This window comes from Enterococcus sp. DIV2419, from assembly GCF_051711865.1.
Taxonomy (GTDB): Bacteria; Bacillota; Bacilli; order Lactobacillales; family Enterococcaceae; genus Enterococcus; species Enterococcus faecalis.
In genome coordinates, this window is the sequence record NZ_JBIONS010000001.1 from 2,588,356 (window position 1) to 2,613,292 (window position 24,937).

At 37.5% G+C, this 24,937-nt stretch carries 23 protein-coding genes and 1 other annotated feature; of the genes, 6 read left to right on the plus strand and 17 right to left on the minus strand.

Features of this window, described 5'->3' with window-relative positions; genetic code table 11:
• Positions 1-3: 3 nt before the first annotated feature.
• From IGI97_RS12165 to IGI97_RS12175, 3 genes are all read right to left on the minus strand, one after another.
• Complete coding sequence (locus tag IGI97_RS12165; RefSeq protein ID WP_002395423.1) at positions 4-651, minus strand: bifunctional 4-hydroxy-2-oxoglutarate aldolase/2-dehydro-3-deoxy-phosphogluconate aldolase; 648 nt, start codon at positions 649-651, stop codon at positions 4-6.
• A gap of 160 nt (positions 652-811) precedes the next feature.
• Positions 812-1,564 carry an IclR family transcriptional regulator gene (locus tag IGI97_RS12170; RefSeq protein ID WP_002355294.1) on the minus strand — a complete coding sequence of 251 codons (753 nt, stop codon included), beginning with the start codon at positions 1,562-1,564 and terminating at the stop codon, positions 812-814.
• Positions 1,565-1,694: 130 nt separating this feature from the next.
• Entirely contained in the window at positions 1,695-2,162 is a 468-nt protein-coding gene (locus IGI97_RS12175) for a MerR family transcriptional regulator (protein ID WP_002395424.1), read from the minus strand.
• Positions 2,163-2,262: 100 nt separating this feature from the next.
• Here IGI97_RS12175 and IGI97_RS12180 point away from each other — a divergent pair, with 100 nt between their 5' ends.
• Both IGI97_RS12180 and IGI97_RS12185 read left to right on the plus strand, forming a co-directional pair.
• On the plus strand, positions 2,263-3,780 hold the full coding sequence (locus tag IGI97_RS12180) for an MDR family MFS transporter (RefSeq protein ID WP_002389910.1): 1,518 nt from the start codon (positions 2,263-2,265) through the stop codon (positions 3,778-3,780).
• Entirely contained in the window at positions 3,780-4,484 is a 705-nt protein-coding gene (locus IGI97_RS12185) for a DUF4811 domain-containing protein (RefSeq protein ID WP_002361178.1), read from the plus strand. The genes IGI97_RS12180 and IGI97_RS12185 overlap by 1 nt, the downstream gene beginning before the upstream one ends.
• Positions 4,485-4,606: 122 nt before the next feature.
• Here the strand turns inward: IGI97_RS12185 and IGI97_RS12190 are convergent, their stop codons facing one another.
• From IGI97_RS12190 to IGI97_RS12210, 5 genes are all read right to left on the minus strand, one after another.
• Complete coding sequence (locus tag IGI97_RS12190; RefSeq protein WP_438738713.1) at positions 4,607-5,662, minus strand: histidine kinase; 1,056 nt, start codon at positions 5,660-5,662, stop codon at positions 4,607-4,609.
• On the minus strand, positions 5,662-6,750 hold the full coding sequence (locus tag IGI97_RS12195; RefSeq protein ID WP_010819732.1) for a DUF4352 domain-containing protein: 1,089 nt from the start codon (positions 6,748-6,750) through the stop codon (positions 5,662-5,664). Before IGI97_RS12195 ends, IGI97_RS12190 begins: the two co-directional genes overlap by 1 nt.
• Positions 6,751-7,334: 584 nt before the next feature.
• On the minus strand, positions 7,335-8,564 hold the full coding sequence (locus tag IGI97_RS12200; protein WP_002355288.1) for an ABC transporter permease: 1,230 nt from the start codon (positions 8,562-8,564) through the stop codon (positions 7,335-7,337).
• Positions 8,561-9,271, minus strand: coding sequence for an ABC transporter ATP-binding protein (locus IGI97_RS12205; protein ID WP_002383683.1), 711 nt, complete (start codon positions 9,269-9,271; stop codon positions 8,561-8,563). Before IGI97_RS12205 ends, IGI97_RS12200 begins: the two co-directional genes overlap by 4 nt.
• Positions 9,272-9,280: 9 nt before the next feature.
• Positions 9,281-10,459, minus strand: a complete 1,179-nt coding sequence (locus IGI97_RS12210) for an efflux RND transporter periplasmic adaptor subunit (protein WP_002355284.1) — start codon at positions 10,457-10,459, stop codon at positions 9,281-9,283.
• Between the two features lie 320 nt (positions 10,460-10,779).
• Here IGI97_RS12210 and IGI97_RS12215 point away from each other — a divergent pair, with 320 nt between their 5' ends.
• Complete coding sequence (locus IGI97_RS12215; RefSeq protein WP_010819173.1) at positions 10,780-11,418, plus strand: NAD(P)H-binding protein; 639 nt, start codon at positions 10,780-10,782, stop codon at positions 11,416-11,418.
• A gap of 78 nt (positions 11,419-11,496) precedes the next feature.
• Positions 11,497-12,612 (plus strand): NAD(P)/FAD-dependent oxidoreductase, encoded by a 1,116-nt coding sequence (locus IGI97_RS12220; protein WP_142956844.1) that lies wholly within the window; start codon positions 11,497-11,499, stop codon positions 12,610-12,612.
• A 66-nt stretch (positions 12,613-12,678) separates the two neighbouring features.
• Here IGI97_RS12220 and IGI97_RS12225 read toward each other — a convergent pair whose 3' ends face one another.
• Genes IGI97_RS12225 through IGI97_RS12235 form a run of 3 tightly spaced genes read right to left on the minus strand, consistent with a single transcriptional unit; the run spans position 12,679 to position 16,072 of the window.
• On the minus strand, positions 12,679-13,833 hold the full coding sequence (locus IGI97_RS12225; protein WP_010822475.1) for a mannitol-1-phosphate 5-dehydrogenase: 1,155 nt from the start codon (positions 13,831-13,833) through the stop codon (positions 12,679-12,681).
• A gap of 14 nt (positions 13,834-13,847) precedes the next feature.
• The gene (locus IGI97_RS12230; protein ID WP_002355279.1) at positions 13,848-14,285 is read right to left on the minus strand and encodes a PTS sugar transporter subunit IIA; all 438 of its coding nucleotides are present in this window, start codon (positions 14,283-14,285) and stop codon (positions 13,848-13,850) included.
• 14 nt (positions 14,286-14,299) lie between these two features.
• A complete protein-coding gene (locus IGI97_RS12235) occupies positions 14,300-16,072 on the minus strand; it encodes a PTS mannitol-specific transporter subunit IIBC (RefSeq protein ID WP_010821364.1) in 1,773 nt (590 codons plus the stop codon).
• 245 nt (positions 16,073-16,317) lie between these two features.
• Between IGI97_RS12235 and IGI97_RS12240 the strand changes: the two genes are divergently transcribed.
• Complete coding sequence (locus IGI97_RS12240; RefSeq protein WP_015543884.1) at positions 16,318-16,413, plus strand: type I toxin-antitoxin system Fst family toxin; 96 nt, start codon at positions 16,318-16,320, stop codon at positions 16,411-16,413.
• A 252-nt stretch (positions 16,414-16,665) separates the two neighbouring features.
• Here the strand turns inward: IGI97_RS12240 and IGI97_RS12245 are convergent, their stop codons facing one another.
• Genes IGI97_RS12245 through IGI97_RS12255 form a run of 3 tightly spaced genes read right to left on the minus strand, consistent with a single transcriptional unit; the run spans position 16,666 to position 20,883 of the window.
• Positions 16,666-17,100: a PTS sugar transporter subunit IIA gene (locus tag IGI97_RS12245; protein WP_002355276.1), complete on the minus strand. Its 435-nt coding sequence runs from the start codon at positions 17,098-17,100 to the stop codon at positions 16,666-16,668.
• Between the two features lie 10 nt (positions 17,101-17,110).
• Positions 17,111-19,144 (minus strand): BglG family transcription antiterminator, encoded by a 2,034-nt coding sequence (locus IGI97_RS12250; protein WP_438738717.1) that lies wholly within the window; start codon positions 19,142-19,144, stop codon positions 17,111-17,113.
• Positions 19,135-20,883, minus strand: coding sequence for a PTS transporter subunit EIIC (locus tag IGI97_RS12255; RefSeq protein ID WP_438738719.1), 1,749 nt, complete (start codon positions 20,881-20,883; stop codon positions 19,135-19,137). Before IGI97_RS12255 ends, IGI97_RS12250 begins: the two co-directional genes overlap by 10 nt.
• Positions 20,884-21,066: 183 nt before the next feature.
• Here IGI97_RS12255 and IGI97_RS12260 point away from each other — a divergent pair, with 183 nt between their 5' ends.
• Positions 21,067-21,900: a Cof-type HAD-IIB family hydrolase gene (locus IGI97_RS12260; RefSeq protein WP_438738721.1), complete on the plus strand. Its 834-nt coding sequence runs from the start codon at positions 21,067-21,069 to the stop codon at positions 21,898-21,900.
• 42 nt (positions 21,901-21,942) lie between these two features.
• On the opposite strand, the gene IGI97_RS12265 is transcribed toward IGI97_RS12260, so the two are convergent.
• The 3 genes from IGI97_RS12265 to nhaC all read right to left on the minus strand — a co-directional run bounded on the left by IGI97_RS12265 (position 21,943) and on the right by nhaC (position 24,614).
• Positions 21,943-22,578: a nitroreductase family protein gene (locus tag IGI97_RS12265; RefSeq protein WP_002358386.1), complete on the minus strand. Its 636-nt coding sequence runs from the start codon at positions 22,576-22,578 to the stop codon at positions 21,943-21,945.
• Between the two features lie 4 nt (positions 22,579-22,582).
• Positions 22,583-23,017, minus strand: coding sequence for a MarR family winged helix-turn-helix transcriptional regulator (locus IGI97_RS12270; RefSeq protein WP_002362972.1), 435 nt, complete (start codon positions 23,015-23,017; stop codon positions 22,583-22,585).
• A gap of 151 nt (positions 23,018-23,168) precedes the next feature.
• Positions 23,169-24,614 carry a Na+/H+ antiporter NhaC gene (gene nhaC, locus IGI97_RS12275; RefSeq protein ID WP_002383673.1) on the minus strand — a complete coding sequence of 482 codons (1,446 nt, stop codon included), beginning with the start codon at positions 24,612-24,614 and terminating at the stop codon, positions 23,169-23,171.
• Between the two features lie 89 nt (positions 24,615-24,703).
• Positions 24,704-24,879, minus strand: a binding site (T-box leader).
• Positions 24,880-24,937: the final 58 nt, after the last annotated feature.

Below are 24,937 nucleotides of genomic sequence, written 5' to 3' on the forward strand. Positions count from 1 at the left end.
TGCCTACCCCCCTTTGATTGCTTGGAATTTTTCCATATAGGCTTGGGCAACCTCACGAACTTTTTCAAAATCCCCAGTTGCTGCTGGCGCTAACAGATTACCGCCAACACCGACGGCCGTCACACCTGCAGCGAACCACTCGGCCATATTTTCCAAACTGACACCACCCGTTGGCATAATATTTAACTGAGGCAATGGCGCTTTAAATGCCGAAATAACACTCGGTCCATAAACACTTCCCGGAAATAGTTTAATAATATCTGCTCCGCTTTTCAGTGCTTCTTTCATTTCTGTGATGGTCATACAGCCTGGCAAATAGGGAACTTGATATAAATTGCAAATTTTAGCGGTTTCTTCATCGAAGCTTGGACTCACAATATATTCAGCCCCTGCTACAATAGCTAAACGAGCAGTCGTAGCATCCAAAACTGTCCCCGCACCAATGACTACGTCAGGATTCTCTTGGTATAACGCAACTAATTCCTGAATCACTTCTGTTGCTTGAGGAACAGTAAAAGTTAACTCAATCCCCCGCATACCGCCTGCTACAATGGCTTGACTAGCTTTTAGTGCTTCCTCTTTTGTCTTTCCGCGAACCACAGCAATTACGCCAGCATTTTCTAATTTTTGTAAAATTGATACTCGCTTCAACAGACTCCCTCATTTCTTATTTAGAAATATATATTTATTATAAAGAAATTTACAACTTCATTATACAGATAAAAAAAGAAAATGCAAACGTTTTTACAAAAATAAAAAAAGAAAGACAAACAAAAATCCCAATCGACTTTTGTTTGTCTTTCTTTTTCTACTATAATTTCGCTTCAATCGCTGCTTTTGTTGCTAAAAGGGCTTGATTAATCGTCGTTTTATTTTCCTCTGTCAAACGATATTTCGGCATGCTTACACTAAAAGCACCCGCAATTTCGCCATCTTTCATTAAAGATACTCCGCTACAGAAAATATCTTGTTCAATTTCTTCATCATCGTAAGCAACCCCCGTTTGTTGCACTTGTTTTAATTCTTTTTTCAAACGCAAGGGATTGGTAATCGTATTTTCGGTATAGGGAATTAATGTCTGCGTGTCTAAATATTGTTGCACTTGTTCTTCCGAAAATTCTGCTAAAACGGCTTTACCCATGGCCGAATTATACAAAGGTCGAGTAATTCCCACTTTCGAGGACATGCGAATCGTTTGATTTTTCGGTTCTAATTTATTGATATACAGAATTTCATTATTATTTAAAATCCCTAAATGAATGGTTTCATCGACCGTATTTTGAAGGTTTTCTAAATAAGGTACCGCAATTTCAGCTAAATCGATTTGCTCCACACTTTGATTCGCATAACGAATCAATTTTGTTCCTAAGCGGTACGTTTTGTTCGTGTCTTTTTGAACATAGCCAATTAATGTTAAGGTTTCTAAAATTTTGATTGCCGTTGATGCCGTCATTTCGGTATTCTTTGCAATTTCCTGTAAGGTTTGATCGGGTTGTAAACTTAGACAGTCCATGATTTTAGCCGCTTTTAACAAGACTGTTCCGTAAGGTTTTGTTTCTTTCATCGAAACCCTCCTTTTCCATATAAGAAATTATATAGAAAAATAAAGAAATTGCAAGAAAAAAAGAACTCGAAGATTCATTCAGTAACGTTTTACTTTCACTTCAGGTCTTTCTCCCAGTCCTATTTCATTCTTATTTTCTTTTCTTTAACTCATCAGAAACATCTGCATCCTTAGGGATTAAAAGATACTCACTGACTTCTGTGGTTTCATTAAATACGACATATAATTTTTGTTCTTCATCGAAATCGCCCAAATCAATCGCTACGTAATTGGGACAAACTTCTGAGATACCATGAAACATTTGACTAAAGATTTTTTTCGTCATCCCCACATTACGATGCTGCTCTTCTGCTTTTTCCACCGCACTTTGTAACGTATATCCTTCATCTAAAAAACGCTTGATCCAATGCACTTTGACGACTGTATGTAACCGATATTTCCGTGGACCGTTTGCGTCTTTCACAATGGAAGAAATATACCCTTTTTCTTCCCAATAACGAAGTTGACGTGGCGAAACTTCAGCAATTTCACTTAGTTCACTAATTCCTATCAACAAATTTTCTTCATTTAACAAACGCTGAATCATTTTTGACCACATTAGTTTAACTTCCTTTCCCTTATCCTTTCCCTAATTGTAGTTTTTTTTACACCTTTGTCAAGTAAGTTGACAAAGATTCTAATTAGTTGTAAAGTAGTTAATGCAATTTAATTTGAAACTTACAGAAAAAGGAGCGATATATGTGACTTCACAACAACCTGTGGATATTCACGGAAAACCTTATAACCGGTCGTTACTAGTCGGCGTTTTACTAATCGGAACATTTTGTACGATTTTAAACCAAACACTTTTAACGACGGCCTTACCTACATTAATGAAAGAATTTGATATCTCTGCTTCAAGTGTACAGTGGCTAACCACTGGATTCCTACTTGTGAACGGCATTATGATTCCCATCAGTGCTTGGTTGATTAACAAATTTAGTTCAAAAAAATTATACATAACAGCGATGTCAACGTTCTTAATCGGAACCATCATCTGTTTTGTAGCGCAAGACTTCGGCATGTTATTGACTGGACGTCTTGTTCAAGCCGCAGGGGTCGGCGTATCTATGCCTCTTTTACAAACAATTATGCTTTCAATTTTCCCGCCTGAAAAACGTGGCGCTGCCATGGGCACAACGGGAATTGTTATCGGATTAGCACCCGCTTTAGGTCCAACATTGTCTGGTTGGATTATTGATTCTTATACATGGCGTGACCTTTTTGGGATGGTCATTCCAATTGTCGTTTTAGTCCTAATTTTAGCTTCATTTTTAATGAAAAATGTCATCCAATTATCTAATCCAAGTATCGATGTCTTATCGGTCATTCTTTCTACTCTCGGCTTTGGCAGCTTACTTTACGGTTTCTCAAGCGTTGGTGATAAGGGTTGGGGTAGCCCACAAGTCTATGGATTCTTAATTGTTGGTGCGATTGTTTTATGTCTTTTTACATATCGACAATTGCATTTAGAACAACCTTTCTTAGAACTACGCGTTTTTAAATCAAAAGTCTTTACTGTTGCAGCCATTTTATCTGGCGTAACCAACATGGCAATGATTGGTGCCGAAATGGTTTTACCTTTGTATATCCAAAATATTCGTGGCGAATCTGCCTTCCATTCAGGGTTAATGCTTTTACCAGGAGCGTTAGTCATGGGACTTATGATGCCAGTAACTGGTCGCATTTTTGATAAAATTGGTGCCCGTCGTCTTGCGATTACTGGGATGTTTATTTTAACAGCTGCAACGTTACCGTTTGCTTTCTTAACAAAAGCAACACCTATTATTTATATCATTGTCCTCTATGCGATTCGGATGTTTGGTATTTCGATGGTCATGATGCCTGTGACAACTTCTGGCATGAATGCTTTACCAATGAATTTATTAAGTCACGGAACTGCTGTAAACAACACCTTCCGACAAGTAGCTAGCTCAATTGGAACAGCTGTTTTGATTAGTGTTTTAACAAATGTTACCAAAGACGGCTTACCTGCATCGGACTTATTAAAAACAGCCCCACTCGCTTATCGCGACCAAGCAACAAACGCAACACTAAACGGTTATCACGCAGCCTTCTTCGTGGCAACAATCTTTGGCGTTCTCGGCTTGGCGATTACTTTCTTCTTAAATAAAAAAGAAGCGATGCCGGTCAAGGAAGTAGGTGCAATGAAATAATGATTATTTTTCTTTTAATCCTTTGCGTGTTAGGCTTTGCCTACACAAATGTATTTGGCCGAAAAGTCTGGCATAAATTCTGTATGGTTATTTTTGGTTTAGGCTTCTTAGCTTCGTTAAGTCTTATCGTTTTAAACGATAAAGATCATTTTGGTATGACCGAAGTTACTCAGGACAAAACGTTTGAACTAAAAAGCAGTAGTTCAAGCAAAGATGGCCCCAACATGTTATTGTACCAGCCGTTGGGCGATGGTTCCGAAAAAGTTTATTTATATAACACACCAGATAAAAAGAAACTACAAAAAACAGGAACGGAAAACGTCACAAACACGGTTCAAAAAGATGCTCAAAAAGCCACATTAGTCCAAAAAACGACGAAATGGTCCTATCAAGAGTCTTGGGCCAAAACACTATTTGGCCTTGCTGACAACGATAACCAATTTGCAAAACAAGAAAACACCTTCAACGTTGCTAGTGACTGGCTAGTTTTAAGTGCTGATCAAGCCAAAAAATTAGGCGAATATATGGAACAACATGCCGCTGATATCAAAAAAGAAGGGACTGAAACAGTTGGCAAAAAAATGATGGCTGCTATGATGGCGAATCCATCAATGTCCCAAGAAGAACAAGCGAAACTCACCGAACAATATACCAAAGAGTTTCAACAAGAATTGATTCAGAAAATTCTTAGTGACATGAAATAAAAAGAAGGACTGCCTGAGAAACTTATCAGGCGGTCCTTCTTAACGTTATTCCTATAAACTACACTTATCAATAAACGAGAGTTCTAAACATATCATTAATCATCGAAAACAATCTTACATGTCTATATTAATGTTCCAACTTGTCCAAAATTCCAAATAGCTTTATTTTTCTTTTTTAACTTTATTTGTTGCTTATTCTTCCAATTTAACGGATCTTGCTCATAGGTTTCAAAATCAATTTCAGCGACAAGCCATTCTTTTTTATTCTTGTCATAAACTAAAGTAACCGTAGCATTTTCACTTCCATCTCGAACATTTTCTTCCACTTTATCGTCTTTTAATCGAATTGAAATAGACAGGTCAATATATAAATCAAAACAAATCATTTGCAAATCATCAGTCACTTTCAAACTATCATTATTCATTATCAACACTTGAAAATCCTGACAATACATTTCCATTATCGGTTTGATTATTTCAAATGTTTCAATTAGCTCTTTTTTGACATCTTTTTCCACATTCGTTAATAAGTCAAAATTAAAATTATTTTGTATACAGTCATTATATGACTGATAAAAATCTGCAACCACACCTAAAAGCTGTTTTTGAATTGCCTGATTATTTAGAAATGTTTTTGAATCTGTTAAAATTACTTCCTTGTCCTGATCTAATGTGATTGTTTTCTCTTTAGACTCCAAGCCAAAAGAAGGATTTTCAACTTCAAATTCAAACTGATATTTTCCTGGAATCAATGGACCAATTTTATTGTTCTTGATTTCAATAGCTCTTTTCTTGTGAACAACAGAAATTTTCTCCAAATCACTCCCTGTTAATAACTGAATATAACGTTTTCGAGGTAAAAATGTCGTTTTCGGGAATAACCCTTTGGTTGTAACCTTCTTAAAATTTTTCGGATTCAGCAAAAACTGTTCATCTACATTCCCCGCTAATTGAGCAAAGAACAATGAATAGCTTTCTTTAGATATTGCTGAACCATCTGAATAAGTCGGACAAATCATCTTACCTGTGTCAGCGTCTCCCTCAGAGATAGTTCTAACTAATTTTTTTGCTATTGCTTCTGGTGCATAATAAATCCTTCTAATGACATAACTAGTAACGAATAGCGACAGCGTGAATACGCACAAACTACCTATAACCAGTAGTTTCCTTTTTTTCATTATAAATACAAATCTCCCATAAATGCTTGTTTTAAATATTTAAATGAATGATTATTACTATTATCTGCGGTATCAATTGTCCACTTATCTGAATTTTTTGTTAAACGAACTTCATAGCCTTCACCACTTGAATAATCATTAGTATTAGTAGAAGCAGATTCAAACTTAGCAGGTAGTTGTTCTAATACATACTTTTCAGCATCGGTTTGCGCTTTGTCATAATCTGAATATTTCCCTTCATTTTTATCCACAAATTCAGAGACAATTCCTGTCAGATCAATACTATCAAAGTGAATTGTTTCTGGTTTTACATAAACAATCGCTGATTTTGGATAAAATTCTTTAAAAGAATAACTGATTTTTGCTTTTTTAGCATTTGCTGATTCAAATGCTTTCACCGCTGTCTCCAATTCTGCTTCTGAAGGTTTGTAATCGTAAAACTGTTCATTTAGCACTTGTCTAAACTCTTTACTAAATGTTTGTTGTTCCTCCCCTAAATTATTCGTTAAATTTTCTGCTGCTTTTTCAACTTGTTTATTTAAAAACACTGTATCAACAAAACCTTCAACTAGTTTTTGAGCTTCCTCTGAATTATCTGGATAATCTTTTGATTCAACAGCTACTTTGATATCCTTTTTCTTATCACCTAAAAAACTAACGGGTGCATAGTGAAGTTCATATTTTTTATCTTTATCTACTTTGAAAATAACATATCCATTAGTACTTTTTCCACCAGAAATAGATTCAAACTTAATCTGTTTAAAATTCTCATCCTCATTATATATATTTTTTTGAGCAATTTTATTGTCGTCTTCATCATAAAGATTAATTTCATCTGGAGATAAACTAAGTGTTTCTTTTCCTTTATTTTTGATTTTAATATTTAATGCTAAATAGCCCGTATCTTCTGTTACAGTTTCTTTTTCAGGAATAACATATGTTCCGTCTACAATCTGCATCGAAACCACTTTACTTGAAACTTCACCTTTCTTCTTTTCCGATTTATTTCCCCCTGTATTACCACACGCTCCAAGAAACACTATCCCGCACAAAAGTAATATACCCAACGACTTCCTAAAATATTTCATCTAAACACTCCTACTCTTTTTTTTATTCCGCAAGTAATCACTCACACAACAAATTATACCTAAATATTTTTAAAGTTCAAGATAAATATTTTTTTAAAAATATTATAAAAATAATAAATATAATAAATTTTACCAAAAAAATAATATTATAATGTACCCGAAACTTTGTAATGTTGTTACTTTTCCAATCTCTTTTTTCATTTAGACAAGAAAGGATATCCTTTTTTTAGTGAACAAACCTTAATAAATCATTTCTTCATAAAATCCAAACTATCTTATATAAAATTTAGTAGAATAATTTTAACAGTTATTTTAAAGTAACTATTTACAAAAAGAAAAACAAATAAATTTATAGAACTAGCATGGTAGATTTTTATCCACCTAAAACAAGCCTGTACAAAGTCAAACAAAAAATTCAAACTATTTTATTGGACTCCAATATTATTCAACATTTTTTCTACTATTTTTTAAATGTACATGTTTACATTTTAATTATTATTTTAAATTGTTTTTTAATAAAATATGCTTCCAGCACAATCATGTTGGAAGCATACCAAAGAATAAAAAACCCAAAATATATCTTTTTAATTATAAATCGCTTTAATCGGATCCATCCTCGAGGCACCAATTGCTGGAATAATCCCGAAAAAGATACCTGTGAAGACCGAAACCAATGTTGAAATGGCAAAGATGGACGGCGTAATAATTGGCGTAATCGAAATATACCCACCGACCACAGTTGCCAATAAGTAGCCGCAGCCGACACCAATCAAACCACCAATCAATGTGATAAACGCTGCTTCCATTAAAAATTGGAATAAAATGACTCGTGGTTTAGCACCAATGGCCCGACGAATCCCAATTTCTCGTTTCCGTTCCGTGACAGACACATACATGATGTTCATGACGCCAATTCCCCCGACTAATAGGGAGATTGCAGTAATTGCCATCAGAAACATGGTCATACCCGTGACCATTTCTTCCATTTGTTGTTGGAGTTGTTGGTCTTGGTCATTTTCTTTAAACGTTCCTTTCACTTCAGGATGATTTTCACTTAAAATAGTGATTGCCTGTCCTAAAATTGCTTCACGGTCCGCTCCCTCACGAACCTTAATATTGATGCCACTAATTGCTTTTGTTTTCGCTAATTTATTGTATGATTCTCGAGAAACAAAACTGCTCATAGCAGTTGCCCAATCATCGTTCATACCCAAACTATCTAAATCTTTTGGTGCTAAAATACCAATCACCTTGTACATATAACCACCAATTGAAACAGCTTTTCCAATGAGTTGGCTAGGATCATCAAGCCGAATTTGCGCTTCAAAGATATCATGATTTAAGACAATCGCATCTGTATTTGCATCGCTCGGTTGAAAATCACGACCATATAAAATATCATTCTGCCCTTTAGTCGACGTAATGGATAAATTCGCTTGTGCCCCAAAATAATCCATTGGTACAAACAAATTGTCTCCGCCCCCCATCATTGATTCACCATATTGAGGATAAATACTTTCAATTCCTTGAATGTCTTGTAATTTTTTCAAGTCCACTCGGCTAAACGTATAATCTGGCTCTTCATAGGACATAAAATTGTCACTGCTACCATCCGACATTGTATAATGAATCTTCAAAACATCCGCGTTCACTGCACTGGATGCCTTCACAACTTGACGCTTCATCCCTTCACCTAGCGCAGAAATCGTTACGACTGATGTAATCCCAATAATAATCCCGACCATCGTTAAAAATACCCGCAACTTATGCGCCTTTAAGCTTAAAAAAGTACTAACAAATAAATTAGCAATCATCTAATCACCTCTTCTTCCAAAAAGCGACCATCTTTCATATGAATCACTCGTGAGGCATATTTTTTCATATCTTCATCATGTGTCACCATGACAATTGTTTTGCCCTGTTCATTCAATTCTTTCAATAATTCCATAATTTCTGTACCCGTTTCACTATCCAATGCCCCAGTCGGTTCATCAGCCATAATCAATAATGGATCATTCACCAAGGAACGAGCAATGGCTACTCTTTGTTGCTGTCCTCCAGAAAGTTCAGTAACTTTTGATTTGGCTTTTGTTTCCAAACCGACAATTTTTAGGTACTTCTCAGCAATCGCTTTTTTCTCAGCGCGGCTTTTTTTCCCTTCATAAACACAGGGCAATTGAACATTTTGACTAACATTTAAGGAATTAATCAAGAAAAATTGTTGAAAAATAAACCCTAGATATTCATTGCGAAAGGCTGATTTTTTATTTTCAGACAATTTTGAAACATCTGTTCCTGAGAAATGATAGCTTCCGTCTGTTAAGCGATCCAAGAAACCGATAATGTTCATCAGTGTTGTCTTACCGCTGCCGGACTTCCCCATGATTAAAATGAACTCTCCTTGATGGATGGTCAAGTTCAATTCTTTTAAAACATGTAGTTTTTCCTTACCTACTGGATAGAACTTGTTAATGTCCCGCAATTCAATGAGGGGTTGATTTGTATTGTTTGCTTCCACCATCAAGCCCTCCTATTTCGACGCATCTGTCATTGATTCGTTGGTTGCTGATTCATCAGAAGCAATCGCTGCATCTGATTCCACAATATCACCGACTTTTACTGGTTTTTTTGAAGAAATAACCACTCGGTCGGCTGATTCTAAGCCAGATTCAATCGCCATTTTGTCGCCATTTTCTTGCCCGACTTGGACATCACGACGAATGATGGTTCCAAAATCATTCACTAAAACGTAGGCCTGTTCACCCTCTTTTTGAATCGCTTTTTTCGGTAACTCAATCGCCCCTAAATCGCCTAAATCAATGGTTGCTTGCATATGGTAGCCATTTTTGACTTTGTCTAAATTGGCCAACGCAATTTTGACGCTATAACTAGACATCGTCGTGCCGCCCTCTGGATTGCCACTCGCGGCATCGCTGTTGCCTTCAGGAGGATTATCATCGATATAAGAAATTGAGCCATCCACAACCACATTGTTGGAAACAGAAGTTAGTTTAGCTTTTTGCCCAACACTAATTTTAGTCAAGTCCTTTTCATTCACTTTTCCAGCTAAATAAAGATCTTCTGAAGTTAACCGTAAAATCGGTGAATTGGCATCTTTTACTTCTGGAATTGATACGCGACCTTTGAAATTAGCCTTTGTGGAAATATATTGCTTCGCTCCTAAATCCGCTAAGGTTTCATTGGTGAAGGTAATCTCTTCATCTACTGCATCGACTTCTGTTTGATATTGTTCATTTAAATCATCACCAGACATCGTGCGGTCTTCTTCTTTAGTTTTATTAAATTTATCAATGGCCCGATTCCACTTATTATAGATATTCGCCCGCTTCGTTTCTAATTTGGCTAAGCTATTTTGTTGTGCCTCAATTTCTTTTGTGACCGCCTCATCTTCATAAGTAAATAATTCTGTGCCTGCATCTACGACATCGCCGTTTTTCACCTTAATCTCTGGATCCTTTGTTATTTTTTGATCGCGCGCAAAGGCTTCCATTTGTTCCGGTTGGATGACACCGTTAATATAAATTTGTTGCAAGTCAGGAACATCAAAATAGTCAATTCCCCAGTCATCTTTAGGCGCTTGCTTGACAGCTACTTGTTGTGCATTTTTATTTAACGCATTCACAGTTACGATGCCCCCAACCGCAATTACCGCAACTGCCCCCAATATAATTATCGTTTTCTTCTTCATTTTCTTCGTTTCATCTCCTCATTCTGTCTATTTTCCCCAACAAACTAAATTGCTCGGTCGTTCACTTATAACTATTTAACCATGCTTGAATTCAAGAAACAAGGGCCTTTCTCTAGGCCTTTAGTCTGATTTATTTCATTTTTGTTCATTTTTTTATTTATTTCACGACAATAAATAACCATTGTTGGGTCTTTGTGTTTCAACAATCTAAAAAGGTTATTTTTATGTTATTTATAACTAAACTATGCGCAATCGAGATTTTTTGTTTCTTTTTTTATTTAAGGTACACTAGAAGAAACAATTGAAAGTGAGGGCTTGCCATGAAAGTCATTATTTTTGGCGGTAGCGGTTTTTTAGGTCAACAAATCGCGAAAATTTTAGTCCAACGCCAACATCAAGTCATCAGTGTTTCACGTCATGGAAAGCCTGCCACGCTCTCCGCATCTTGGAGCCACCAAGTGCAGTGGGTATGCTCCGATGTTACTCGTGACACGAATTGGCAAGAACAAGTCCAGCGTGCTGACTGGGTCATTGATACAGTAGGTATTTTATTTGAAAATCCACGAAAAAAGAAAACCTATCAACGGCTAATTCTGACGCCAGTGAAAAAAATCAGCTCTTTTTTAGCACAACAAAAAAAGCCAGCTAAGTTTTTATTTATTTCAGCCAATACTGTTCCTTTCCCTTTGAGAAAATATATGGAGGCCAAATTGGCAGCGGAGGAACTAATCCACCAAGAAGTCGCCGAAGCAGTGATTTTTTATCCTAGTTTACTCGTAGGTCAAGAACGTACCGGCACCATACTTTTTAGTAAATGTATTTATTTTTTTAAGAAAATCCCCTTTTTAAAGAACTTATTTATTGGCTATGATCCCGTGCCTGTGGCAGAAATGGCACAAGAAATTGTTCACGTTTTAGAAGGCGGCAATTCTATTTACACACACAGAAGGACCCGTTAACAAGTTATCTCCCAATCGTCTCTGTCTAGAGGCGGTTTTTTTGTGTTACAATACAACTGTTCGAAGGAGAGAAGAAGCATGAAAAAAATTGCCATTATTGGCGGCGGCATTATCGGAATGACGTTAGCTAATTATTTAGATCCACAAAAATTTGACATTACCGTTTATGATGAAGGGCTCGGCCAAGCGACTAAAGCGAGCGCTGGGATTATTTCCCCTTGGCTATCCAAACGTCGGAATAAGAAATGGTACCAATTAGCGCGAGAGGGCGCTGCCCTATTTCCAAAGCTAGTCAAAGATTTTCAGCTGACGGAGGATATTTATCGTCAATCAGGGACAGTCATTTTGCGTCCGGCAGCTGCTTTGGCAGACTTAGCCCATTTGGCAGAAGAGCGTAAGCAAACTGCACCTGAAATTGGAGAAATCACGATGTTGTCAGCGGTTCAAACAGCGAAGTTCTTACCGCTACTTAAGGAAACTCCCTCACTTTTTATTTCTGGCGGCGGTCGCCTAGATGGACCAGCTTATCTAAACCATCTTCAGAAACGCGCCGAAGCCAAAGGGGTCACTTTTTGTTCACAACGGGCGCACTTTCGACAACTGAATCAAGGGTGGGAAATTGTCACAAATTCAGAAAAAAAGAGCGTTGATTTTCTCGCTTTAACACCTGGTCCTCATTTAAAGGAATTACTAGCTACTTTAAATTTATCTGTGGACATTCGTCCCCAAAAAGGACAATTATTAGTTTTCGAGACCCCTTTTACAAACAGTCAGAAATGGCCTGTTGCTATGTTAGATGGCGAAGCCGATTTAATTCCTTTTAATCAAGGAAAAATTTTATTAGGTGCCACCCACGAAAATGAACAAGCCTGGGATTTAGAAGAGACTGTTAGCGCTTTTCAACAACTAACTTCTGGGACTGCGCCATTTCTAAAAGAAGCAGATCAGCTTTTTAAGCAACCCATGCATTACCGTGTCGGTACACGTGCTTATACATCTGATTTCGCTCCGTTTTTTGGCCCTTTGCCAGAAATGCCCCACCTTGTGGTTGCTAGCGGACTTGGTTCATCAGGACTCACTACTGGCCCATTCATTGGTTACCAATTAGCTGAATACTTCAATACAGGTACCTTCAAAGGAGAACTTTATCAAAAACCACTTAGTCAATATGTTAAAAACAACCCCTCACTTTAATCAGTGAGCGGTTGTTTTTTTCTTTAATTAAGAAATGTGAAGTATCTTGGTAGAAGGATTTTGTTATTATGCTACTTGTGGTCGCGCATAGCGTTCTACGTTTTGTTTAATATTTTTAACCGTTTCTGGATCTTCAATGCCCGTTACTTCAGCGATCACTGTATCAACGCTTTCTTGGTCAAGCATTTCCTGTAATTGACGGCTTTGTTCATCTTCTGGATCATGATAATTAAAAACAATACCAATCATTGCTAATAAATGCGGCGACACTAGATTGCGTTCCTGTAATTCACGGATTGGTCGAATAAACCGTTCTTGCGCACCTAATTTTCTGATTGGTGTCCGTGCTACACGTGTAATAGCATCTGAAATATATTTATTTTGGAAACGTTGAATAATTTTTTCAATATAGGCTGCATGTTCTTGTTCATCAAAATTCCATTTAGCCACTAAAAGTTTACCGGTTTCCTGCAAAACTGATTTGAGTTGTGCTACCACTAAGGCGTCCTGCATCGCTTCGTCAATGGTTTGATAGCCTAACAACGCCCCTGTATAGGCAACTGTAGCATGGCCAGTGTTTACACTAAATAATTTTCGTTCAATATACGGCTCTAAATCAGCAACGTAATGAACGCCTTCTAACTGAATCTTTTTGGCTTTTCGGTTGGTATCATCAATGACCCATTCACAAAAAGGCTCAACTTGAACAAAAAGTGGATCTTCATGTTTTTGTAATGGAACAATCCGATCAACCGCCGCATCAGGAAAACCAATCCATTGTTCAGCATAAGCTGGGTTTTTCAAATATTTGGCCACTTCTTCTGCTAAAAAGGTTGAACCACCAATCATATTTTCACAAGCGATAATATCCAGCGGCTTTTGACAATTTGCTTCGGCACGTGCATCAATTCCTTGAGCAATTAATTCAGCAATTCTTGGTAAAATATTGGGACCAATAGCCGTCGTGACTAAATCAGCTTCCGCAATTGCTTCTACTACTTTTTCTGGTTCTGTCATGTTATTTAACCCGGTCACATTTTCAACGTTAATTTGTTGATGTGAGGCATCGGCCAATTCAATTGTATAACTTTTACGTTCTTTTAACGCTTGAATGATGGTTTCATTAACATCCACAAACGTAATATGAAACCCGTTTTTAGCTAAAATTTCGCCGATAAAGCCGCGTCCAATATTTCCTGCTCCAAAATGTACTGCGTTCATTCTTATTCTCTCCTTTAAGCAATGGCTAAATTTTCTGTTATTTCTTCTTTACTTAATGCGTCGGCAAGTTGCACCACGTTATCCATATCACTACAATAAAGTGCAATTTGTTGGACTAATTGCAAATGTTCTTCACCGACTCCGGCAATCCCAAATAATACGGTAGCAATTTTTTCATCTTCTTCGGTGCCAAAATTAACACCCTCTGGGACTTGCACTACACAGATTCCTGATTTTTTCACTAATTTTTTGGCTTCTTCTGTTCCATGAGGAATGGCAATAAAATTCCCCATATAAACAGATAGCAATTGGTCTCTTTCAATCATTGCTTCGATATAAGCGGGCTCAACACAGCCTGCCTCGACTAGTTTTTCGCCGCAAAAGCGAATAGCTTCTTCTTTTGTATTAAACTGTTGATTTAATTCAATTGAAATATTCGTAAGATTTTCCATTGTTTTCTTCCTCTCTAGGCACTTTCTTTTAAGAGCGAAACCACTGTTTCATATTTTTGGGGATTAACCATACTTTTTACTGATAAGTGTGTCGCTTTCGGTGCTTTTTTACGGGCTTGTTCCGTTAGTTCAGCTTTTGTGACAATTAAAGCCTGTGTTTGTTGAGTTAATTCATTAATATTAATTTTTCGAATCGGCATTGAAATTTTCTCTTTATCTAAAATTTCTTCTAAGACTTTCATTCCCATCGTTGCTGACCCGACACGATCATCGTGAACCAAAAGAATCTCATTGACATTTGCTAAATCTCCCTCAATTTCAGAAGCAGGTGTTGCTTTGGAGACTGTTGGTTGTGCGTCGTTTTTTTCTTTGGTACCTGATAGTTCAGCCACAATTTCATCATAACGTGGTGAGTTCAAGAAGTTTTCAACTGCTACAAAGGTTGCATTAGGTGCTTTCTGTTTGGCCCGTTCTTGCAATTCCGCTTGTGTGACAATCAATGTATTTCCCTCATCGGTCAAATTATTAATGGCCCGATTTGTCACAGTTTGTACTAAACCAGCCTCTTGGACCTTTTTCCGTAAGATAGACGCACCCATTGCACTAGAGCCCATCCCAGCATCACAAGCAAAAATAATTTGTTGAATTCCTGACAATGAAGCACTACCATTTGCGACAGTTAATCCTTTTGATGCTGCTTTAGCAGCTTGGGTTTCTTTCACTTTTTGGGCAAATTCATCACTTTCTTCTTTCGCATCTGCTTTTAAAATGACTGCGGATACTGCAAAGGAAACAGCAGTTGCTGCCAAAACACCTAAAATAACTGGTAAGTAAGAACCCATTGGTGTCATCGCTAAAATAGCTATAATGGAGCCTGGGGAAGCGGGCGCACGTAAACCAGCATCTAACGTTTGGAAAACCAAACTACCTGTCGCGCCACCTGCAATAACCGATAAGAATAATAACGGTTTCATCATTACATATGGGAAGTAAATTTCGTGGATACCACCAAGGAAATGAATAATTATTGCTCCCGGCGCAGAAGATTTTGCCGCACCTTTTCCAAAAAACATAAATGCTAATAAGACACCTAACCCAGGGCCAGGGTTTGCTTCTAATAGGAAAAGAATTGATTTGCCAGCCGATAAGACTTGTTCTGTCCCTAAGGGTGTTAAAATACCATGATTAATCGCATTGTTTAAAAAGAGCACTTTTGCCGGTTCAATAAAAATACTCGTTAATGGAATCAAATGAGCATTTAAAATGATTTCCACACCACGTGCCATTGCAGCAGTCAGCGCATCGACAATTGGGCCAATCGCTGAAAAACCAAGTAAAGCTAATGCAAAACCAATCAATCCAGCTGAAAAATTGTTTACTAACATTTCAAAACCAGCTTTAATCCGATGTTGGAAATACTGATCAAATTTCTTAATTGTAAAGCCACCAAGTGGACCCATAATCATGGCACCTAGCATCATCGGAATATCGGTTCCCACAATCACGCCCATTGTCGCAATTGCGCCAACTACGGCACCGCGATCACCTGCAATTACTTTCCCACCAGTGTAGCCAATTAATAATGGAATTAAATAGGTCAACATTGGGCCAACCATCGTGGCAAAGGCTTTATTTGGCAGATATCCATCTGGGATAAATAGCGCTGTCAAAACGCCCCACGCAATCAACGCCCCGATATTGGGCATCACCATGCTAGATAAGGTACTGCCAAGTCTTTGGACTTTCGCTTTAATTGATACTTTATTTTTTTCTGGTACTTGTTCCATTTTTATTCCCCTTCTCTCAAGTAACTTTTCTTGTTGACTAAATTGTATCCGCTTTCCGAATCTGGAAAAAGTCGTACTTTGGCACAAACCATTGTGCCAAAAGTTGAAAGAAAAAAGCACGTGTTCTCTAGTTACGAAAACCAGAAAACACGTGCTTATTCCATTTCTAATAATTTCAATAATAAATGAACAACTTTTTATGCTATACTCAAATTGGCGACTTGCCTCGAAAGGAGGTGCATCACATGTACGAGATTGTCACAAAAATTCTTGTGCCGATTTTTGTCGGGATTGTCCTGAAACTTGTAACCATTTGGCTGGAAAAACAGAACGAGGAATAAACAAGTTGCTTCCAGCCGCTGCTGTCTAAACAGCAAAAAAAGACACCCTACTGCAATAGGGTGTCTTTTTAGTGCATCCATGCACGACTTTGTCACAAGTTACTCTAAATTTATCATAGGGCCTATTTTTTGTCAAGGAAACTTCTTATCTTTTTTGTTTAACCTCTTAAATAAAAAATATTTTTTTAATATAAAATTATTTCAATAATTTTTGAACATTTCAGATTGAATTGATTTTTTTCAGACGTAACTTTAGGCTTGAGCCAGAATTTTTTGCGCTTCATCTATTGTTTGACAATCACTGAGCCGCTGAATGTTTTCGAGATCTGAACAGAAAAAAGCTAATTCTTGAAGCATGCTTAGTTGCCGTTGACTTTTTAGAGCAACAACAAATAACAAGGTGGCTATTTTTCGATCTGCTTCCGTACCAAAGTTGACCCCATCAGGCACTTGAATAAAGCAAATCCCTTCTTTTAAAACTTGTTCATCTTGTCCTTCCGCATGAGGTAATGCCACGAAGTTACCGATATACACGCTGACTTTTTGTTGACGTTGATACATTGCTTTGACATAGTCAGGCGTGACCAACTGATTTTTTAGCAGTAATTCACCAGAAGCTGCAAGTGCTTCCTCCCAACTAGCATACGATTGATTCAACATTATTTGCTCCGCTGTAATTTCAAACATCTCTCAACACCTAGCCTTTCATTTCTTCAATTAATAATGACGAAAGCAACTGATAAACAATGGCTTCATTTCCTGAATGAAAAATTTCTGTATTTAAATCATTCATAATAATCGCACCACTGATTTTTCCTAAAATTTTCCCGATTGTTTCATCAATCGGCATCGGCGCTAGCATGAGTAACATACGTTGTAACTGCATCGGCTTTTTATCCATACCTTCAATCATAAGTGGCTGGGCCAGATTAAAAATACAAAAAACAGGCTGTATCACTGCTGTACTTGAGGTATGGAATAAGGCCATTTCCGTCTGAGGAATCCCAATAGGCGCTTGCTCGTAACGTTTCATCAATTGCTGACAGACGATTGCACTATCGGTGATTAAATCTGCGGAAAGTTGCGCGAGAGCTTGTTGAACGGTTTCAGCTAAATCCGCTTGATTATTTAAATCTGCTATGAAAAATGTTTCTAATAGTTTACTAATTTCTTCCATGAAAGCGACCACCGTTTCGTAGCTTTCTTCGCCACCTATTTTTTTCACAGGCGCTTTCCTAAGCGAGCGTTTTTCGTGACTAATCCGCTTAAACTCTTCTTTCAATTGGCGGATTTCATCGTCTAAAAGTAACGGTGAGATTAATTTATATTTACCATTGTATCCTGGTAATAACGAAGTGGAAATCACTAAGTCATAGTTTTCCTCAACATTCACCTTACCTAAATCCGCAATCCGAAAAAAATGAATCTGGTTGATAAAAGGAAAGTAGCGCCGTAATCGCATTTCCAGCATACTTGTCGAAGCCAAACCGCTAGGAGAAAAACCAGCAATATCAACTTCCATAATTTTGGGACTCCGCTCTAAAGAATTGGCAAAATGAAGTACCATGTAGGCAATTTCCTCTTCCGATAGATTCTTTTGCGGAAAAATTTGCGGCAACGCTTGGCGTAAAGCCGCAGCTATTTCTTGATATTGATTCATAATCCGTTCTAAAATGGGATTCGTTAAATCTTCTTCTTGTAAAACCGCCCGAGAAAAAACACCTGATAAATGCGTCAACAACATTTTATACAAATTGGTATCTTCGAAAAAATTAACTTCCGTTTCTTGACTTACTGCTTCAATCAGTTGTTTCACTGCATAAGCCAGCTGAGTGTCAAAATGTTCATCAAAAAAATCTTCATCAAAAGAATTAGAAAAATCACTTAATAAGCTAGCAAAAAAAACAATCTCACTGACAGCGTATAGTTGTTTCGTTTCAGCAGCGACTTTTGAAAAAAGTCGTTTAGAACAATTTAGAAAGGCCTTATTCATCTGCCCAGTATAGGTCTCATCAGCTAAATAAAAACCTGCAGTGACCCGATCCATCGCAATTGTTAACATTAAAATCAAATGTTGTAATTTACGATCACTTAATGCTGGAAATAAAGTTTCTACTTCTGGCTGAACAATTTTTTGTGCAAATGCTAAATGTTCCGCATGAATAAATTGAAAGAAAAAATGGTCGTTTGTCGTTAATTCGGTAAAATGAAAAAATTGGTACTCATTAATTTCCATACTTAGAATATTCGCCATTAGAAGACGGCGATATTTTTCAGAACCAGTCACTTCATAGCCTTGATTCCGAGAAATCGTCAACGGAATCCGAGCAATCCGTGTTTCTAATTGTTTAATATCGGCATAAAAAGTCGTATTACTAATACAATACGTTTCCAGAAAATAATGCATAGAGACTGGCTCTTTTGTTTGAAGTAATGTCAATAAAATCGCATGTTGCCGCGCCAAAGTAGAAAGTTCCTGTGTCTCTTCTCCTAAAATAGCAGCCTGAATTTCCGTCATCGCTGCTTCATCTGCTTGAATCGAAAAGCGCCCACGAGCTACTTTTTCCAACGTCGCGCCCATCGATGCTAGCGAGGTTTCTAAATTTTCTAATTCACGATATACCGTCCGGCGGCTAACCTTTAACAAATTCATCATGCGGTTTACTGAAACGGGGGTAGGACTATTCACTAATTCCGTTAATAGAACAGTTTCTCTTGTCGTTAAAAACATCTATCAGCTCCTCCTTCCAGCCATTCTTGATACTCTTTCTTATTCAAAAAACTAGTAACTACGTATAAATTTTGTTGCGTTAGATCTAAATGATAGGCTTGCGCCAGTTCACGAGTCACTACGTAGGTTGTCTCCTTGGTAAAAAAGACTGTTTCCAGTGGTTCTTTAGATACTTCAATCGCGACTCCTTGTTTCGCCGCTTGTTGCCGCAATAATTCCATTCCCATTGTTTGCGATCCTCGAACATTCTCGGCATATAAAAAAACAAGCTTCTGTATTTGTTTGGTCGGGTTCGTTCCAGTAGACTCTGAACCAAGTGAAGATTGCTCTTGAGAAGAAGCAGTAAGTTTGGCTAAAACTTGCGGGTAATAGGATTTAATTTCTAAAAAATTTTGAACACTCACCATATCCTTTTCTGGGACGTACTTTTGTGCTAACTGTTTCAATTCTGCTTGAATGACCACTAATGTCTTAGGCTGCCACTTCATCTGATGAACGGACTGGTAAGTCACAGGCATCTCCAAGTTCACAGCTTTTAATTGTCGGCTTAGCAAACTAGCCCCCATGGCACTTGAGCCCATTCCTGCATCACAAACAAATAAAATTTGCTGATAGTTAGGTGTGACTGTTTCCACTTGGTCTTCCTCCTTCTCCTTCATCTTTATCATTGAAACTGGTTCAGTTCCTCGTTGACGTTTTAATAACAAGCTTGCTATTGCAAAAGAGCACAGAAAGCTAATAAAAATTCCACTAAAAACCGCCAGCCTTGCCTCAGTCGGGGCATTGGCTAAAATCGCAACCAATGAACCTGGCGAAGCTGGAGCACTTAGCCCCACATTAAATATTTGAAAAACAAGCGTACCACTCATTCCTCCAGCAATTACTGCTAAAAATAAGCGCGGATCCATCAAAACAAACGGAAAATAAATTTCATGAATGCCCCCAATCAGTTGAATCATGGTGGCACCTCCTGCTGTTTTTCGTTGTCCTACAGGCCCAAACAGCAGAAAAGCAACCAAAACGCCCACGCCTGGTCCAGGATTTGTTTCCAATAGAAATAAAATGGACTGACCTGTTTGACTAGCGCCTTCTAAACCTAGAGGCGTTAATAAGCCATGGTTAATCGCATTATTAAAAAATAACACTTTTAAGGGCTCTAAGAAAACGTGAACCAATGGTAAAAGATTGGCTTCAATTAACCAAGAAGAAAATTGATACAGCCAAAAACTAGCACTTTCAACAGCAGGAGCTACAACCAGAATACCAAAACAGCAAAGCAGTCCTCCCACAATTCCTGCTAAAAAGTTTTTAGTCAGCATCTCATAGCCTTCTTTAACTTTCGGTAAGAGAATTTGTTCAATTTTGGCGAAAGTATATCCTGCTAAAGGGCCAATAAACATAGCACCAAACAACTGTGGAACATCTGTGGAAACAATCACGCCCACTGTCGCAATAGCCGCAACAACGCCGCCACGTTGTTCCTCGAACATTTTTCCGCCTGTAAAACCAATTAGAATCGGTAAAACAACTCGAATCATTATCGTTTCGACTTCAGAAAGAGCTAGCCGTAGATTTCCAGTCGTATAGCCAGCCACCAAAGACAATAAGCTCCACGCAATAAAAATACTCAAATTTGGCATAATCATCCCACTCAAACGATGACCAAAACGACGTAAATAGGGAGTTACTTTCACAAACTTATGTTTAAAAAAGAGCGAATGCATTTCTTTTTCCTTCATATTCCTTGTCCCTCGCTCTCTATGTAGATAATTAGAATACTTCTATTATATGAAATTTCACAAAAAAATAGTATAGATTTTTGTAAAATAATTCTTTTATACACCTCACAAGAGAATCCGTTTACATTAATAGAAAAAACTTTTATACTAAAAGAAAGAAACTCTTCGGATTGGAGGCCAATTATGGCAATCAAAGCAATTGTAATGGATATTGATGGTACCTTGTTAACTTCAGAAAAAAAGATTTCACCAAAAACGCGACAAGCATTAGTAGCTGCACAAAAACAAGGCCTCTCACTGATTTTGGCTTCTGGCCGCCCGACTAACGGTATGCGGCCCTTAGCAGATGAATTGGAGATGGCTCATTATAATGGACACTTACTTTCCTATAACGGCGCTTGTGTCACCCATCATGGCAGTCAGCAACAACTATTTAATCAGACAATTTCAAAGTCATTGAGTCAACAAATTTTAGAACATTTGAAACAATTTGACGTAATTCCAATGATTAATGATGAAACATTTATGTATGTCAATGATGTTTTTCATCACACCTTACATTTAGAGACTGGTGATTTTAATATTATTGAATATGAATCACGGGGCGGCAACTTTCAATTATGTGAGTGGCATGATTTAGCCGCCAGACTAAACTTTCCCTTGAACAAAATTTTAATTGCTGGTGAACCCGCCTATTTACAAAAATATCATGAGGCCATCTACGCGCCTTTCAAAGAAACCGTCACCGCTGCTTTTTCCGCTCCTTTCTATTTTGAATTTACCGCCAAAAATATTGATAAAGCGCGTTCTTTAGAAAAACTAACCCTACAGTTAGGCATAACTGCTGAAGAAGTAATTGCTTTTGGTGATGGTCACAACGACTATACTATGTTGGAATGGGCCGGCACGGGGATTGCTATGGAAAACGCCGTTGACGAGCTTAAAAGCATCGCAACGGAAATCACTTTATCCAACGACAATGACGGCATCGCTGTTGCATTAACCAACTTTCTTTAAGAAAGTTGGTTAATGCAAGCGTACGCCGTCATTTTTTATTGCCTATTCAAATGTCGTGATTTTTTCTGGTGCTAAACGAACAGATTCATAACCAGTTTCCATGCCCTTACCCACAGATAAAATCATTACTGGGACATAGCGCTCTTGATCTAAACCAAATGTTTCGGCTAATTTTTCCGCTTCAAAACCACCGATTGGATTTGTTTCATATCCGTGAGCTCGGGCCACTAACATAAATTGCATAGCTGCTAAACTCGCATCAATTTTTACGATGTCATTCATTTGTTCTCTACTTAAACTTTCATAATGGGGAATAATGGCTGCTAATTGTTGGTCCCGCACTTCCTTAGGCATTTTACCACTAGCATAGGCTTGATTGTAAATTTCCTCTCCTCGCTCATGGCAGTTTAGATCACCAAAAATTAAGAGCATTGCAGAAGATGTTTCATTTTGACGCGTATTAAAGCGAATTAAGGGTTTTAATTTTTCTTTGCCTGCTTCACTTTCCACTACGACAAAACGCCAGGGCTGCATGTTAACAGAAGAAGGGGCAGTGGTCGCTTCTTGAATCATTGTTAACATTTCTTCATGAGAAATTTTATGGGTTTCATCGTACACCCGAACTGATTTGCGGCCAAAAACAATCTCTGAAAAATCATTCGTTGTATATGTTGTCATTCTATCATACCTCTTTCGTTGTAATGCTTTGATCTAGTTTTGTCAAAAGTTCTTTTAACTGGCGACAGTCGTCCTTTGTAAATGTACTGGGAATAATTTCTGTTACCGTTTGTTGCTTGGCTGTACATTGCTGTAGTTCTTGTTGTGCTTTTTCTGTTAAATGCACTAGCACTTCCCGATTATTTTCTGGATTTCGCTGTCGTGTCACATACTGTTTCTCTTCTAAAATTTTCAAATGGCGAGTGACCGCACCACTATCGATTTTTAAGTGTTCTTGAATCTCCGTTTGAAGACACGGCTGACGTTCTTTTAAAATCATCAGCAACTCATAACGAGTCAAACTCAAGCCAACTTGCTCTTCAAAAACTTTGGTAATTTTTTGATCTAATACCTTTAACTGACATAATAATTGGCTGACTTCCCGTAATGATAACGACATAGTTTCCTCCTTAAAAAGATGACTCGTCAACAATTGACTAGTCAACTATAACTGTTTCTTTCTAAAAATGCAACCTTTTTTACAAGAAAAATAGAACAATTGACAGGGAGAAACTACAGTATTCCCCATCAACTGTTCTATTTTAATCAATCTATTTTTCGGTAACAGGTTCTGCTGATAACCGCTTAATCCCTAAACCAGTAAACGCACTGACCATTGAGAAGACAGGCGATAATAAGCTAAAGAAAACAAATGGTAAGTAAGTCAACGTTGGTACGCCAAAGGTCCCCGCTACGAAGCTACCTGCAATCCCCCAAGGAATGAGGTAGTTAATGACCGTCCCACCATCCTCCAAGGTTCTGCCTAAAACAGTCGGATCCAAACCTTCTTTTTTGTAAACTTCTTTAAAGGCATTTCCTGGTAAAATAACCGATAGGAATTGTTCACCAATAAAAATATTTACGCCAATTCCTGTTAATAACGTTGATAAAATCAATTTCGGTGTACTGCTCATTTTCTGCGAAACAACTTCCATGACCGCAGAAATCAATCCTAATTCCATTAATAAGCCACCTAGAGACAACGTTAGAATAATAAGTGCCACAGTCGGCATCATGCTCATAATTCCGCCACGACTTAATAATTGATCAATTTGTGCGTTCCCCGTTTGAGAAACAAACCCATTTTCCAACGTGTTTCCTAATGCCTGCAACGATACTTTCGGATTTTGAATAATAATCATAATTACTGCCACAATAATGTTTAACAAAATCGTGATAATCGCTGGAATTTTGCGCCAGGCACAGATTAACATTAAGGCTAATGGTAACAATGACCAAATGGAAATGGTAAAGTGGTCTTCCAATACTTGAATAACTTGAACTACTTCTGTCAGACTTGTATTCGCGTACGTTTGCCCTAAAATCATAAACAAGATTAAAGAGACGATAAATGCTGGTACAGTCGACCACATCAAGTTTTTTATATGTTTAAACAAATCCGCTTCAACAATCGCTGCGGCTAAGTTTGTTGATTCTGATAAAGGCGACATTTTATCACCAAAAACTGAACCAGAAACAATCGCCCCCACAACTAAAGCAGGATTTAACCCTAAGGTACTGCCAATACCGAAAAAGGCAATTCCAATTGTTGACATCACTGTAAAAGCACTACCTACTGCACTGCCGACAATCGCACAGACAATAAAAACTGACGGCACAAACCATTTAACACTAATCATTTTAAAACCAAAAACCATAATCGTTGGAATAATTCCTGCTTGAATCCAAACGGCAATCAATGCCCCCACTAAAATGAAAATAAAAATTGGAATAATTCCTGGCTTCAAGCCATCAACAATCCCTTTATGCATTTGATCAAATGGTACTTTACGAAACATTGCGTAGCCTAAAATCAATGCAATCACAAACAAAATAGTAATATTTGGCGATATCTTTAAGCCAATTACTCCTGTTGCAATAGCTGCCACAATAATTAATAATACGATACTTGCTTCTCGAACACTCACGGTCTTCTTTTTCTGTTTTTCTTTCATTTCGTTACTCTCCTCTAATCTTTTTTCTGAATACTCTGACATTAAAGGATCTTATGATAACGAATAACCCCTCCACAACTCATTGAAAACGCCTCCTAAAGCTACATAAAAAGAGAGATTCATCCTTAAAGAATAAGGACGAATCTCTCCGCGGTACCACCTTAATTAGAAGCTTACTTGCTTCTCGCTTATGTATTATGTAATTGTTACTACTTATTAGTGTAATTCACAAATAGACTTGATCGATTCGCAGCAACCATCGACTTTCTGAACAAAACATCTATTTCCTACTGGGCTAATAATTTATGAATCTCAATATACCAAGAAGAAACCGACTTGTCAACGAAAATAGCATAAAAAATTTT